This window comes from Clostridium chromiireducens, assembly GCF_002029255.1.
GTDB classification, from domain to species: Bacteria; Bacillota; Clostridia; order Clostridiales; family Clostridiaceae; genus Clostridium; species Clostridium chromiireducens.
In genome coordinates this window covers 1-15463 of the sequence record NZ_MZGT01000033.1, presented here as the reverse complement: position 1 = coordinate 15463, position 15463 = coordinate 1, and the positions used below count along the sequence as shown (strand labels likewise).

Annotated in this window: 10 protein-coding genes; 7 read left to right on the top strand and 3 right to left on the bottom strand. The window is 30.2% G+C overall.

The genetic code is table 11. The features are described from left to right. Nucleotides 1–19: 19 nt before the first annotated feature. Nucleotides 20–2110 carry a beta-galactosidase gene (locus CLCHR_RS12960; RefSeq protein ID WP_079440226.1) on the top strand — a complete coding sequence of 697 codons (2091 nt, stop codon included), beginning with the start codon at nucleotides 20–22 and terminating at the stop codon, nucleotides 2108–2110. 107 nt (nucleotides 2111–2217) lie between these two features. Continuing rightward, nucleotides 2218–3915, top strand: coding sequence for a methyl-accepting chemotaxis protein (locus tag CLCHR_RS12955; RefSeq protein WP_079440225.1), 1698 nt, complete (start codon nucleotides 2218–2220; stop codon nucleotides 3913–3915). A 145-nt stretch (nucleotides 3916–4060) separates the two neighbouring features. Here the strand turns inward: CLCHR_RS12955 and CLCHR_RS12950 are convergent, their stop codons facing one another. After that, nucleotides 4061–5851: a cache domain-containing sensor histidine kinase gene (locus tag CLCHR_RS12950; RefSeq protein ID WP_079440224.1), complete on the bottom strand. Its 1791-nt coding sequence runs from the start codon at nucleotides 5849–5851 to the stop codon at nucleotides 4061–4063. 16 nt (nucleotides 5852–5867) lie between these two features. After that, complete coding sequence (locus CLCHR_RS12945) at nucleotides 5868–7433, bottom strand: response regulator transcription factor (RefSeq protein ID WP_079440223.1); 1566 nt, start codon at nucleotides 7431–7433, stop codon at nucleotides 5868–5870. Between the two features lie 391 nt (nucleotides 7434–7824). Between CLCHR_RS12945 and lacZ the strand changes: the two genes are divergently transcribed. The 5 genes from lacZ to CLCHR_RS12920 all read left to right on the top strand — a co-directional run bounded on the left by lacZ (nucleotide 7825) and on the right by CLCHR_RS12920 (nucleotide 14849). Beyond that, the gene (gene lacZ, locus CLCHR_RS12940) at nucleotides 7825–10854 is read left to right on the top strand and encodes a beta-galactosidase, LacZ type (protein WP_079440222.1); all 3030 of its coding nucleotides are present in this window, start codon (nucleotides 7825–7827) and stop codon (nucleotides 10852–10854) included. Between the two features lie 269 nt (nucleotides 10855–11123). Next, nucleotides 11124–11693 carry a DUF1349 domain-containing protein gene (locus tag CLCHR_RS12935; protein WP_079440221.1) on the top strand — a complete coding sequence of 190 codons (570 nt, stop codon included), beginning with the start codon at nucleotides 11124–11126 and terminating at the stop codon, nucleotides 11691–11693. 61 nt (nucleotides 11694–11754) lie between these two features. Then, on the top strand, nucleotides 11755–12351 hold the full coding sequence (locus CLCHR_RS12930) for a maltose acetyltransferase domain-containing protein (protein ID WP_079440220.1): 597 nt from the start codon (nucleotides 11755–11757) through the stop codon (nucleotides 12349–12351). 116 nt (nucleotides 12352–12467) lie between these two features. Beyond that, nucleotides 12468–13202, top strand: a complete 735-nt coding sequence (locus tag CLCHR_RS12925; RefSeq protein ID WP_079440219.1) for a sulfite exporter TauE/SafE family protein — start codon at nucleotides 12468–12470, stop codon at nucleotides 13200–13202. A gap of 351 nt (nucleotides 13203–13553) precedes the next feature. After that, nucleotides 13554–14849, top strand: coding sequence for a lactate racemase domain-containing protein (locus CLCHR_RS12920; RefSeq protein ID WP_079440218.1), 1296 nt, complete (start codon nucleotides 13554–13556; stop codon nucleotides 14847–14849). A gap of 74 nt (nucleotides 14850–14923) precedes the next feature. Here the strand turns inward: CLCHR_RS12920 and CLCHR_RS12915 are convergent, their stop codons facing one another. Next, on the bottom strand, nucleotides 14924–15406 hold the full coding sequence (locus CLCHR_RS12915; protein WP_079440217.1) for an S-ribosylhomocysteine lyase: 483 nt from the start codon (nucleotides 15404–15406) through the stop codon (nucleotides 14924–14926). Nucleotides 15407–15463: the final 57 nt, after the last annotated feature.

Genomic DNA, 15463 nt, shown 5'->3' with positions numbered 1-15463 from the left:
GGAATCGGAGGAAAAGCTTATGAATAAGGAATTTCCAGTACTTAATAGTAAGATAAATGGATTTTTACATGGCGGTGATTATAATCCGGATCAATGGTTAAACCATCCGGAAGTGCTAAAAGAAGATGTACGTCTTTTAAAGCTTGCAAATTGTAATTGTGTATCAATAAACATATTTGGCTGGAGTGCAATAGAACCAGAAGAAGGTAAGTACACTTTTGAATGGTTAGATAAAATTATGGATGACATGGCAGCAAATAATATTCATGTAATCCTATCAACACCAAGTGGTGCTAGACCTGCATGGATGTCAGAGAAATATCCAGAGGTTTTAAGAGTTAATGGTGATAGAAGTAAAAACCTTCATGGACAAAGGCATAATCATTGTTTCACATCACCTGTATATAGGAAGAAAACATATGAAATAAATAAGCTATTAGCAGAAAGATATAAGAGCCATTCAGCTTTAATAATGTGGCATGTTTCTAATGAATTTGGAGGGGAATGTCATTGTGATCTTTGCCAAGAAGCATTTAGAAATTGGCTAAAGAAAAAATATGATAATGATTTAGAAAAATTAAATGAATCGTGGTGGACTGGTTTCTGGAGTCATAGATTTAATAGCTGGTCACAAATTGAAAGCCCTTCTGAAAGAGGGGAAATATTTGTTCATGGGCATAATCTTGATTGGAAGAGATTCGTTACAGATCAAACAATAGATTTCTATAAAAATGAAATTGCACCAATAAGAAAAATAACGCCTGATGTACCTGTAACAGCTAATTTCATGGGGAACTATCCTCATATGGGACTATTCACAGGTTTAGATTATTGGAAATTTACAAAAGAAGTTGATGTAGCGACTTGGGATAACTATCCTGCATGGCATAATGATTTTGAAAGTACTTCAGACTTAGCTGCAAATGTAAGCTTTGTACATGATATATATAGATCACTAAAGGGTGGGCAACCCTTTTTAATTATGGAAAGTACTCCAAGCCTCGTAAATTGGCATGATACAAACAAATTGAAGCGTCCTGGAATGCATTTATTATCATCAATGCAAGGGGTCGCTCACGGAGCGGATTCTGTTCTATACTTCCAATGGAGAAAAGGAAGAGGAGCTTCAGAAAAATTCCATGGTGCTGTTGTAGATCATTGTGGTCATGAAAACACAAGAGTATTTAGAGAAGTTACTGAAGTTGGAGAAACATTAAATAAAATAAAGGAAATTCAAGGTTCAATTAAAGACTCAGAAGTAGCAATTATATTTGATGTTGAAAATTTATGGGCTATTAATGATGCCCAAGGCCTAAAAAAATACAAAAAGAATTATGAAGAAAGCTGCCAGGATGCTTATAAAGTATTTTGGGAAAAAGGAATATCAGTAGATATAATTAACATGGACTGTGACATTTCAGATTATAAACTTGTAGTTGCACCCATGCTTTATATGGTTCGTCCAAACGTAGCGGAAAGAATTAATGAATTTGTAAAGAATGGAGGAACATTTGTAACTACTTATTTTAGTGGAATTGTAGATGAAAATGACCTTTGCTTCTTGGGAGGATTCCCAGGGCCCCTTCGAGAAGTTACTGGAATCTGGTCAGAAGAAATAGATTCTCTATATGATAATGAAGTAAATCACATAGAGTTTGGGAACAAAAAAATAGATGGATTAAAAGCAAGTTACGTGGTTAAAGATTACTGTGATTTAATTCATGCAGAAACAGCAGAAGTTTTAGGTGTATATAAAAATGATTTCTATGCTGATATGCCTGCACTAACAGTTAATAATTATGGAAGTGGAAAAGCATATTACATTGCAGCAAGAACAGACGCAGATTTTAATATGGATTTCTATTCAAAACTTATTAAGGATTTAAATATTAGAAGCGTTATAAGTGCAGAATTACCACAAGGTGTCACGGCTCAAATGCGTTCAAATAAAGATAATAACTATACTTTTATTATGAATTTCACTGAAGAAGAAAAGATAGTCAATTTAGGAAAAGAAGAATATGTAGATATGATTTCGGGTGAAAAAACGAGTAATGAAATCACATTAAAAAGATATGGATTGAAAATATTAAAACAAAGAAGTATATAGTAATGTATATAAAAGTAAAATCACTATAAATCTATTAGGTTTATAGTGATTATTTTAAATAGTAAAAATATAGCTAATGAAAATATTAACATAGGAGAATGAGAATTATGAATATTAAGGGGAAATTGGTTCTGTCATTTATTCTTATCGTAAGTATTATTTCCATGAGTACATTTGTAGTTATTTATACTAACATTAATAAGATTGCTTATTCAAATTATGAGAAGACAGTCACTACGACAAGTAAACTAGGATACATATTTTTAGATACTAAGTATTTAGGAAAATGGAAAGTTTCCGATGGAAAACTTTATAAAGGCGATATGAAAATTAGTGATAATAATCAAATAGTAGATTCAATAAAAAATGAAAGTAGTACTGATATTATCAGTATATTTTTAAGTGATACAAGAGTTGCTACAAATGCTGTAGATGAAAGTGGAAATAGAGCAATAGGAACAAAAGCGCCTGATGAAGTAGTAGAATTAGTATTAAAACAAGGAAAAACATATATTGGGAAAACGAATGTTTTAGGAAAAGAAACACTATGTCAGTATACTCCTATTAAAGATAGTTTTGATAAGGTAATAGGGATGTGGGCTGTGGGAATAGATTATAGTAATATTTCAAAATACATATTTAATATAATTTCTGTCATAGCCATAATTATGTTAATACTTACTATTATTGGGGTTATTATATTTAGTAAGATTGGATCGATAATTGTTAAGTCAATTAAGAAATTTAACGATCATTTACTGTTGATTTCAGGTGGAGATTTCACAAGTAATATAGATGAGAGGTTTTTAAAGACAAAAGATGAGTCCGGTAGCATGTTTAAAAACTTAAAACTTATGCAAGAGAATATAAAATCTATACTTAAAAATGTAGAAGAACAGGTAAGTTCTACATCTAATACTAGTAAGGAATTGTCAGAAACAGTTAATGAATTGAAAGTGGTTGTTGAAGAAGTAAATATTGCTACAGAACAAATCGTTGCAGGATTAGAGGAAACAGCTGCTTCAACAGAAGAAATAAGTTCAACAACTAATGAAATGGAAAGTTCTGTTGAAAAAATTACTGATACAACACAAAAAGCATCAATACATTCAGAAGAAATTAGGGAAAGAGCTGATAACTTTAAAAATAATTCTATAAATTTAAAAAATGAAACTGTTAGACTATGTAGTAATAACAGTAACAAATTAAAAAAGGCTATAGCTGAGTCAGGTAAAGTTAATGAAATAAGCAATTTACTTGATGCCATATCAAATATAACTAGTCAAACCAACCTTCTTTCTTTAAATGCAGCTATTGAAGCCAGCAGAGCGGGAGAAGCAGGCAAAGGATTCTCGGTCGTAGCAGCAGAAATTAAAAAACTAGCAGAGGAATCGGATGTTACAACAGAAAGGATAAAAGGTATAATTGCTCATGTAATTCAGGCTGTAGATTACTTAGTTAATACATCTAATGACATATTAAAATTTATTGATGAAACAATTATAGAAAATTATAAACAATTTTATGAAATGAGTAATTTTTATAGCAGTGATGCAAATTATTATAGTTCAGTATCAAAAGAAATTGAAGAGTCAGCTAAACAATTATTATTGGCAACTAAAGATATTGTATCAGCTATAAATAATGTTGGCATTGCCTCATCTAATGGTGCTAATGAAGCAATAAGTATTGCAAATAAAATTAGCATACTATCGGACAAGTCACAACATATAGTGAAAAATTCGATTCAATGCGAAGAAGTTTCAATTGAACTGGATAAATCGATTAATAGGTTAAAAATCTAAATCTCTTAGTATGAAGTTATCGAGGCTTAAGTTCGAAACATAACTAATAATAAGGAGCATGTTTTATTGCGTTTTCTTCGAAACGCTTCAAAAAACGTACTCCTTATTTCAATTTATTGGGGAATAAGACTAATTTTCGTATGTGTTAATATTCTACAAATTCTTTTTGAGCAGGTATGACTACTCTTACAGTAGTTCCTTTATTTAATTCACTAATAATTATAACTCCATATTCATCTCCATATAAGAGCTTAATTCTATCGTTAACATTTTGAATACCAATGCTTGTAAAATGTTCATATTTTTCTGCGGATTTTCTTAATATATTTTTTACTTCTTCATTAGTCATTCCGACTCCGTTATCTATAATCTCGCAAATCAAGTTTTGATTTTGTTCATTTACAAAAACGTGTATAGATCCATTTGTTTTATCGGTAAATCCATGGAAAAATGCATTTTCAATAAAAGGTTGTAGAATTAATTTTGGAATAATATATTCTTCACAATTCGGCATTATGAAAAAATGAACATTAATATTATCTCCATAGCGCGTATGATTAATTAAAACATAATTCTTTAAGTTTTCAAGCTCTTCCTGAATTGTTATCATTTCATTTTTATTACTTATAGTATTACGAAGTAGAGAGATAAAAGCATCAATAGTTTGAGTGGATTTTTCGATGCTTCCCTGCCACATAAGCCACTTAATTGAGGCTAGAGTATTGTATATGAAATGCGGGTTAATCTGCATTTGCAAAGCATGTATTTCGGCTTTCCTCTTTTCTTTTTGCATTTTTATTTGTTCACGAACATACTTATTTAAACCATCTAACATATAGTTAAATGCAGCTGATAATTCACGGGCCTCATAGCTTCCAACAATGGGAAGATGATTGTTGAAATCACCATAAATTATTTTAGGCATAGTTTTAGCAAGAGCTGAAATTGGTTTTGTTGTTCTCCTTATTATAAAGAATGTTATAATGAGAAATACTAATGCGATTGTTATGCTTGCTACAATGATTTCAGTGGAGTCATATATTTCATTTAAAACTATATTCTTATCAATTGTACCTACAATATTAAAATTATATGTGGGTAAATGTTTTGATAATATTGCTACGTCAGATGAATTTAATTTTGTATTAACATATTTAAGATTGTTATCTAAAATAACATTTGATATATTATATAAATCTGTATTTTTTGTTCCTACCTTATTGGTGTTGTTAGAGGAAACAATAGTACCATCACTGGACATAATAGTAATGCTATTACCATTACCTACAAAATAATCATAGTATTTATGCAAAGCATTTTCGTTAATAAGCACGTAAACAAGTCCATAGGGCTCTTTTGTAAGTTTATCACATAAAACTTTTATAGTTACAATTGTGCTAGAATGCTGTGTTAGTTTTGTAAAACCATGGTCTAAGTATTGATATAAAACAGTATTTTTATTAGCTAGTGCATTTTTAGTAAAATCACTATTTAAGATTTCATCTGAAACTGGGAGAATATGATCGTAATCACTTGCTACATAGGTACTGCCGTTAAATCCTATAGCTAGCACTGTGATATCATAAAAATCTTTTTCAGGAATCATTTTTTTTAAACCTGTTTGCATATTATATAAAGTTTTGAATTCCTGCTGAGGATTTAGTTCCTTTTCTGATAAATACCTTTGAAAATCTGGAATATAATCAATTGCATTCATAATATTTATTATATTATCATTTAAAGTGTTTAAGTTGTTTGTGATTTGTGTTAAAACCTTGTAGTTTGATTTACTGAATGTATCAACAAGAGTATCTTTAGAGATTTTGATAGTTATAATACCTATAGAAATAGAAACTAAAATAACACTTACAAGGACGACTGATGCAACTCTGAAGAACAAACTAGTAGAGTGAATAGATTTTGAATATTTGAACATTATATATTATCCTTTCTTAGTCAAACAGTTTAATCCCGCTTTTTCTAAAATTACTTGGAGTAAGACCTGTGAACTTCTTGAACACCTTACAAAAATAACTATGATCAGAATATCCAACCATGCTGCTAATATCAGAGATTGAGATATCTTGTTTCAAGAATTCACAAGCTTTTTGTATTCTAATTTTATTGAGAAATTCATTAAATCCTTCTTCATTATGAGAACTAAAGTAAGCCGACAAATATGAATAATTAAAGTTAAATAATTTTGATACATCAGCTAAAGTAAGTTGTTCATCATAATGTTCATGAATATACTGAACGATTTTATTAATCATATGCGAATTTATTTTACTTTCGTGCTTATTTATTATTTCATCAAGACACTCTAGCAGAGAGCTGTAAGTTATCATTAAATCTTCAGCATATTTAATACCATCTATTTTATGGAAGCAATCCTGTTTTAAAGAGGCTAGTGCATTGATATCGAAATTTAAATATTCTAAAGATGCAATTATGTTGTAGAAAGAATTTTGAATTAAAGTTTTTAGTTCAAATTCAGTAAGAGCCTTTCTACTTATTGCATTCTCAATATACCGTGTAAGCATATCAAAAGCATTTTGGTATTGCGTTAATGAAACTGCTTCAGAAAAACGTTTAAAGTTAAAGCTATCTATTAAAGGAGGAGATTTATAATCTGTAGAACATAATAGACAGTTATTCTTATTATAAAAATATTGCTGTGTTAATAATGAAAAGTCTTTTTCATATATGTTTTTTATATTGTCAATAGAATCAAAAGTCTTGCTTAAGACAAAAAAAGCCTCATTAAAACTATTAGAAACAACTTCTGAAATATTTTTTAACTTGTTCAGTATCGTACTGTAACTTTTGTTATCAAAATTTATAACTAATACCATGATTTCGTTTTCAATATTAGCTATTTGAATGCTGTAGTCTTTATTTGTTTCATCCAAAGGAAATTCATTACATATTTCAGAATTAGTAAGATTAATTATTTCTTGGCGCTTGTCAAAATTATTATATATTTTTTTAGCATTTAAACCAAAGAGACAAAAGTTTTCATAAACAAATAAACTATTTAGATAATCAAAGTCAATATTGGCATCAAAGCCAAGGATAAGTCTAGTTAACGTACTGTTTGTGTTTGTAGAACTATTTTTAGCTAATGTATTATTTTTTAATTTACTTGAAATATTTTTTAGCGTTTTTAATATCTCAGCCGGATTTAAGGTTGGCTTTAAAATATAATCAACAGCACCATTTTGAAATGATGACTTTACATATTCAAAATCACTGTAGCCGCTTAAAATGATAATTTTTATTTGAGGATATTTAGCTTGTATAGTCTCAGTTAATTCAATTCCATTTATTTGAGGCATTACAACATCAGAGATTATAATATCTGGTATATTTTTTTTAATCATTTCAAGTGCTTCTTGACCATTAGAAGCCTGGCCTATAATTTGAAAACCTTCTTTTTCCCAATCAATCATATGAGTTATACCTTGTCTCATGATAAATTCATCATCGACAACCAAGATTTTAATATATTCGTTCAATAATCAGCACCCCTATTCTAGCATTATATTAAATAATTATTACCCATCATTGATTATATCTTATCAATGATGGGTTTTCAATATTTAGCTAAAAAAGCTTTAGTAAACTTTAGTAAAATGATATTGATTTTTTAGTAAAACGAGAATAGAATATAATTAGAGTATTTACTTTGAAGCGAAAGTTGAATTTATAAATAGTATGCTTTTAGATACTTGTGTAAAAGGTTACATAACATGGTGGTCTATTAACACGCCCCGTAATCTTTATATTTTAATTTTTATACAAGACATTGGCTAAAAGCAGTGTTATTAAAATATGCACTTAGCCAAAAGGATTAAATCAAAACTAAATAAAATTAATCATATATAATAATGGAAGTGAGGGAATATGATGAATAATATTAAACCATCATTGGATTGGTTAGAAAATCCAGAAATATTTAGAGTAAATAGAATAGATGCTCATTCAGATCATTGGTTCTATGAAAAAATGGAGGACATTAAATCAGAGGATAGCATGCCTCTTAAGCAAAATTTAAATGGAAAATGGAGAATTTCATATAGTGAAAATCCATCATTAAGAATTAAGGATTTTTATAAAGATGATTTTGACGTAAATGGTTTTGATTATATTGAAGTCCCAGGACATATTCAACTTCAAGGATATGATAAATGCCAATATATTAATACAATGTATCCTTGGGAAGGTCATGATGAATTAAGACCTCCTCATATTTCTAAAACATACAATCCAGTTGGAAGTTATGTAACATTTTTCGAGGTAAAAAAGGAACTTAAAAATAAGCAGACTTTTATTTCTTTTCAAGGTGTAGAAACAGCATTTTATGTATGGGTCAATGGAGAGTTTGTAGGGTTTAGTGAAGATACCTTTACACCATCGGAATTCGATATTACTGATTATTTAAGAGATGGAGAAAATAGACTTGCAGTTGAAGTCTATAAAAGGAGTAGTGCAAGCTGGATTGAGGATCAAGATTTTTGGAGATTTTCAGGTATCTTTAGAGATGTATACTTATATGCAATTCCAGAGACTCATGTTAATGATATATTTGTAAAAACAGATTTATACGATGACTTTAAAAATGCAAAATTAAATACTGAGCTTAAAATGAGTGGTAATTCTGAAACTACTATTGAAACATACGTAGAAGATAAAGAAGGAAATAAAATAGCTATATCTGAAAAAGTTCCGTTCTCTAATGAGTTGACTTTATCTTTAGATGTGCAGAATATAAGTTTATGGAGCGCTGAAGAGCCTAACTTATACACACTTTATATTTTAGTAAATAAAAAAGATGGTACTTTAGTTGAGGTTGTGACTCAGAGAATAGGTTTCAGACATTTTGAAATGAAAGATAAAATCATGTGTCTAAATGGAAAGAGAATTGTATTTAAGGGCGTAAATCGTCATGAATTTAGTGCAAAGCGCGGACGTTCTATTACAAAAGAGGATATGTTGTGGGATATTAAATTCTTAAAACAACATAATATTAATGCTGTAAGAACATCGCATTATCCAAATCAAAGCTTATGGTACAGGCTATGCGATGAATATGGTATTTACTTAATAGATGAAGCCAATTTAGAAAGTCACGGTTCATGGCAAAAGATGGGGCAATGTGAGCCATCATGGAATGTTCCAGGAAGTCTTCCCCAGTGGCAGGCAGCAATTTTAGATCGTGCTTCTTCAATGGTAGAGCGTGATAAAAATCATCCATCTGTCCTTATTTGGTCATGTGGGAATGAGTCTTATGCAGGTGATGATATATTCCAAATGTCAGAATACTTTAGAATAAAAGATCCATCTCGTTTAGTTCATTATGAAGGTGTAACATGGAACAGAGAATACGGAAAAACAAGCGATATGGAAAGTAGAATGTATGCAAAAGCAGCTGACATAGAAGAATATTTAACTAATGATCCAAAGAAGCCTTTTATTAACTGTGAATATATGCATTCGATGGGTAACTCTACTGGTGGATTGATGAAATATACAGAGCTTGAAGATAAATATTCAATGTATCAAGGCGGATTTATCTGGGACTACGGCGATCAAGCATTATATAGAAAACTTCCAAACGGAAAAGAGGTTTTAGCTTATGGCGGAGATTTTACAGACCGTCCAACAGATTATAATTTCTCTGGAAATGGATTAATTTATGCAGATAGGACTATATCACCTAAAGCCCAAGAAGTTAAGTACTTATATCAAAATGTAAAATTGAATCCAGATTCAAAGGGTGTAACTATTAAGAATCAAAATCTTTTTGTTAATATAGATAAATTTGATTTATATTATGTAGTTGAAAAAGAAGGTAAATTACTTCAAGAAGGCAGAATTAATGTGTCTGTAGCAGCTGGAGAGGAAAAATATATAGAACTTCCAGTTGGAGATTATAGTTGTTCTGAGGAAGTTGTTCTTACTGTTTCATTAAGATTAACAAAAGCTACACTTTGGGCAGATAAAGGACATGAGGTTGCATCTGGACAAAAAGTTATTAAAGAGAGAGAAGAGAGTAATAAACAATCTATACAAGATTCTATTATTAAAGTTATTCATGGTGATGTTAACATTGGGGTTCATGGGAAAGACTTCAAATTTATATTCTCTAAACAAGAAGGTGGAATTGTATCCTTAAGATATAATAACAAAGAGTTTATAACAAGAGTACCAAAAACTTTCTATTGGAGAGCAACTACAGATAATGATAGAGGAAACAAACATGAATTTAGATGCAGCCAGTGGTTAGCTGCTACAATAGGACAGAAGTATATAGATTTCTCAATTGATGAATTTGATAATAATATCATCTTATATTATACCTATCAATTGCCAACAGTTCCATCTACTTATGTTAAGACTGCTTATGAAGTAAAAGGAGATGGAACAATTAGGGTAAATGTCAAGTATAAAGGAGTTAATGGGTTGCCAGAACTTCCTGTATTAGGGATGAACTTTAAATTACTAGCTGAATTTAATTCATTTAGTTGGTATGGAATGGGAGCAGAAGAAAATTATATTGATAGATGTGAGGGAGCAAAGCTTGGAACATATGAAAGCACACCAATAGGAAATTTATCAAGATATTTAGTTCCACAAGAATGTGGTAATAGAACAGGAACTAGATGGGTAATAGTTAAAAATGAAAAGAACGAAGGCCTTAAATTTACTTATGACAAAGTTCCATTTGAATTCAGTGTATTACCATATAGCAATATGGAATTAGAAAATGCACTTCATATAGAAGAATTACCACCTGTTAATTTTACTCACGTAAATATAATAGGAAAGCAAATGGGTGTTGGTGGAGACGACAGCTGGGGTGCTCCAGTATTGCCTGAGTTCTGTATCGATTCTAGTAAAGATTTAGAATATAGTTTTTCGATTAACAATATATAAAGTATACACATATAGATATAAATATCCTATATTCTGAAGAATATTAAAATATGTATTCTTCAGAATATTTTCGCATAAAAGTGCCACAGCAGAATAAGGTTTTTTTATAAGAAGCATGTATATTATCTGGTCAGTAAAGGAAATAGAAAATTTTCTATAAAAATATAATAATGCGTTAGTTATAAAACCTAATATAACTTATACATGATAGCAAATTTATAATGATTATGAATTATATATTATTAATAAAAAATAGGGAGGGGTAAAAAATGAATTTTCAAATGATTAATAATCCAGTAAGTTACCATTGTAATGGTAATAATATTACTATGGAAGCGGGTAAAAAAACCGATCTCTTTAATGATATGTGCAGCGATTCTAGATACTCTAATTTTCCTTTTTATCATACTTTATTTGAAGGAGACTTTGTTATAAGATGTAAGATTGCTCCGGAGTTTAAAGAAACATATGATTTAGGCTGTATAGTAATATTTGAGAATATAGATAAGTGGATAAAGTTTGCATTTGAGAATGCAGACTCAGGCCATCCGTCTATGGTTTCAGTAGTAACCAATGGTGTTTCAGATGATAGTAACGGAGAAAAAATAGATGAAAGTGAAATCTGGATGCAGGTGATTAGGAAAGGTAACAATTTTGCATTACACTATTCAAGAGATAAAGAAAAATGGGTACTTGTAAGAATATTTAAACTTGATATGAATAAAGAAGTTAAAGTTGGTTTTTCAGCACAATCACCAATTGGAGATGGATGCAAGGTTAGATTTGAAGGAATAGAAATTATAGATAACAATTATAAAAATATTAGAAAACCTGACTAAGAATCATTTTTAAAGATGAAACAAGAGGTTAAAAAATAGAATGTAAATTGGGGAGGTTAATATGACAATTAGAGAAAAAATGAAAAACGGTATGCTGTATGTTGATATAGGAGAAGGTCTTGATGAGGAACGTGAAAAGTGCAAAGAATTATTATATGATTATAATCATACACGTCCTAGTGAGAAAATTAAAAGAAAAGAACTTTTGAAGGAGTTGTTGGGACATATGGGTGATGATATTTGGATAGAACCCCCAGTGAATATGGCATATGGTAAAAATGTTCATGTTGGAAACCATTTTTATGCTAATTTTAATCTTGTAATTGTAGATGATATTGATGTATATATAGGCGAGCATGTTATGATAGCACCTAATGTAACAATCACACCTACTGGACATCCGATAGATCCTGATCTTCGTAAGCCAGGTACTCAATTTTCAATTCCGGTGAAAATCGGTAATAACGTATGGATAGGTTCTAATGCAGTTATTTTACCTGGTGTTACCATAGGAGACAACTCAGTTATAGGTGCAGGAAGTGTTGTTACTCATGATATTCCTGAAAATGTAGTTGCTGTAGGAAATCCTTGTCGTGTATTAAGAGAAATAAACCAACGTGATAAAGAGTTTTACTTCAAAAATAAACGCGTTGAATAATAAAAGTAAATTTTCTACTTTATTTATGGAGAGATAAAATATACAATATTAATTGGGCTTAAGTGCACAATTACAGCAAAAATTAGAAAGATTGTTGCACCAGATGGGGGTAGAAAATGCAGAACTTATTTCTTTTTATTTCAACAGTACTAGCTTATTTTATAAAAGCTATAACTGGATTTGGAAACACACTTGTCATGGGATCACTGTTTTCGTTTATGGTGCCAAATAGGTTAACCACACCTATTGATTTGATTTTTAGTATACCAACAAATATTTATATAGTTTGGAGAGAGAGAGAAAATGTTTCTCTTAAGGTTGTCGTTCCATTATCACTTATGTTATTGGCTGGTATAATCCCAGGTACCCTTTTATTAAAGGTAGGAAATGACAGACTACTGAAATCAATATTAGGGATTGTAGTAGTGGGGATGGCATTAGAAATGTTGACAAGAAAGCAAGTGCAAGATACTAATAAGAAAACTAATCCCGTTTTTCTTACTGCTATAGGAATAACTTCAGGGATTTTAGCAGGGCTTTATGGTATTGGTGCACTTTTAGTTGCATATATTAGCAGGTATTCAGATAACAAAGGACAATTTCGAGGAAATATTTGCTGTATTTTCTTAGTGGATAATGTGTTTAGATTCTTTCTATACTTGTTTACCGGCATATTAAATAAAGAAATATTTATTACAACGCTAATCCTTTCACCAGCAGTAATTATAGGAATGATTGTTGGAGTTAAGGTTGATTCAGGGATGAAAGAAGATACAGTGAAAAAAGTAGTAATTGCATTACTTATAATAAGCGGAACAATCCTATTTGTGAAAAGTTTATTGAATTATTAAAAAATCATGTTATTGAAAGCTGTGAATTTAAAGTGTTAAATTTACAGCTTTTTTGTATTTATAGAATAAAAATTCAACTAAATAAATCCTATGTTTATATTGATTTACGGGTTATTGAATATTTTAAGGTGAAATTTAGTTTTTATATGGGAAAAGATAATTCAGAATATAAGGCAGAAGGACCTATATAAAGAAATTCAAAAACCATTAAAATGGTTAAAAGCATTATATGAATAGTATTAGTTGACTACAGTTAAAAATTGTACTATATTAAAAATAAATGGAAAACTTTGAAGGATTATCAATATAAGTTCGAAAATATTGATAATTTAATATTGGGGGGCTATATTAATGAAAGAAATCAATATGAAATATGGACAAGGTACAATGAAAGCTTATTTTGAAGAAAAAAATCTTCTTGAAATAATTGAAAGTAATGTTTTTAGACAGGATAAAACGGAAGATGAAATTATTTCAGAAGCACTATATAATCCTATTGGTAGTGAGAGACTCAAGGATATAGTGAATGAAGGTGAAACAGTTTGTATAGTAATTTCAGACATTACAAGAAGCTGGCAAAAGCCTCATAAATTTTTATATAAAATTGTAGAGGAACTGAATGAAGGCGGAGTTAGGGATGAAGAGATTATATTCCTATGTGCTCAGGGGACTCACAGAAAACAAACAGGGGAAGAACATAAAATACTTCTAGGGGAAGAACTGTCAAAAAGGTTTGAAGTTCATGATCATGATAGTTTTGATGAAGATAGTATGGTATATCTAGGGGATACAACCTATGGAACTCCAGTTATAATAAACAAAAAGGCTGTTGAATGTGATCATGTAGTTATTACAGGAGCTATTATTTATCACTTCCTTGTTGGTTGGTCTGGAGGGAAAAAGTCCATACTTCCAGGTATTGCTTCATTCAAAACAATATCTTTAAATCATTCTCTTTCTCTAAAGGAAGGTCTTGGAAGTGGCACAAGAGAGAGTGTATGCTCAGGAAATATTGTGGAAAATCCTATACATGACGATATGATGCAGGCTGCTGCTATGGTAAAACCCACTTTCATGTTTAATGTAATAATGGGACCAGATGGTAATATAGCTGGTGCAGTTTCAGGAGATTATATAACAGCTCATGAAGCGGGAAGAAAGTTAGTAGACAGTATTGATGGTGTTAATATAGAGAAGAAATCAGATATAGTTATTGCAAGTGCAGGAGGATCACCCAAGGATATAAATCTTTATCAATCCATAAAAACTTTAATAAATGCAAAAGAGGCAGTAGTTGATGGGGGGACTATCATAGTACTTGCTGAGTGTAGTGAAGGTATTGGAGAGATTAAAGATATTAATGACATGATACTAAATTTTGATAATATGCTGGACAGAGAAAAAGATCTTAGAGAAAATTATACTATATCGAAATATGTTGGGTATTTCTTTTGTGAGACAGGAGAAAAATATAAGTTGATTTTAGTTTCAGAAATTGATCCTGATTTGCTTAAAAACACAAAAATCATTGTGACTAAAACATTGGAGGAGGCACTTGAAATTGCCTATAAAAATCAGAATAAGAATCTTACAATTAATCTTATGCCTCATGGGGCAACTACGCTTCCAAAGTTAGCTTTAAAATAAAAAATAGGATACCACATGGTGGTATCCTATTTTAATATAACCTTAATAAAAAGATTAATAAGGTTTATTTATATTTAGTTAGCTGGATAAATTAAATTTTCTTCTTTTATGTTTAATAAAACATCGCTTAGGAACTTGTTTGCCAAATATTTAGCCATTGGTAGATTCATATCCAAATAGTTACCACAATCTTTAGCTGAAGCACCAGGAATATCTCCTTCAAACTCAGCCATAAACTTATATAGTTCTGTAAGAAGTGGAACTATATCCTTAGATTTGTAATCACCGTGTAAGATTAAATAAAAGCCTGTCCTACATCCCATTGGTCCAAAGTAAACAGTTTTATCTGCATAATCTTTATGGTTTCTTAAGAATGTAGCAGCTAAATGCTCAATTGCATGCATTTCTGCAGTATTCATAGTTGGCTCATAATTAGGTCTAGTCATTCTTATATCAAAAGTTGTAAGAACTGTGTCACCAAACTTATCTTGTCTTGATACGTATACACCAGGAAGTAATTCAAGGTGGTTAATTGTAAAACTTGCTATTTTCTCCATTAATATCACTCCTATATTATAAGTAATCAATAATAAACTATATAAATATATTTATTG

Bases quoted from the DNA above. Each gene is read 5' to 3' on its own strand.
- CLCHR_RS12960 (WP_079440226.1), top strand. From the start codon at position 20: ATGAATAAGGAATTTCCAGTACTTAATAGTAAGATAAATGGATTTTTA.
- CLCHR_RS12955 (WP_079440225.1), top strand. From the start codon at position 2,218: ATGAATATTAAGGGGAAATTGGTTCTGTCATTTATTCTTATCGTAAGT.
- CLCHR_RS12950 (WP_079440224.1), bottom strand. From the start codon at position 5,851: ATGTTCAAATATTCAAAATCTATTCACTCTACTAGTTTGTTCTTCAGA.
- lacZ (WP_079440222.1), top strand. From the start codon at position 7,825: ATGAATAATATTAAACCATCATTGGATTGGTTAGAAAATCCAGAAATA.
- CLCHR_RS12935 (WP_079440221.1), top strand. From the start codon at position 11,124: ATGAATTTTCAAATGATTAATAATCCAGTAAGTTACCATTGTAATGGT.
- CLCHR_RS12930 (WP_079440220.1), top strand. From the start codon at position 11,755: ATGACAATTAGAGAAAAAATGAAAAACGGTATGCTGTATGTTGATATA.
- CLCHR_RS12925 (WP_079440219.1), top strand. From the start codon at position 12,468: ATGCAGAACTTATTTCTTTTTATTTCAACAGTACTAGCTTATTTTATA.
- CLCHR_RS12920 (WP_079440218.1), top strand. From the start codon at position 13,554: ATGAAAGAAATCAATATGAAATATGGACAAGGTACAATGAAAGCTTAT.
- CLCHR_RS12915 (WP_079440217.1), bottom strand. From the start codon at position 15,406: ATGGAGAAAATAGCAAGTTTTACAATTAACCACCTTGAATTACTTCCT.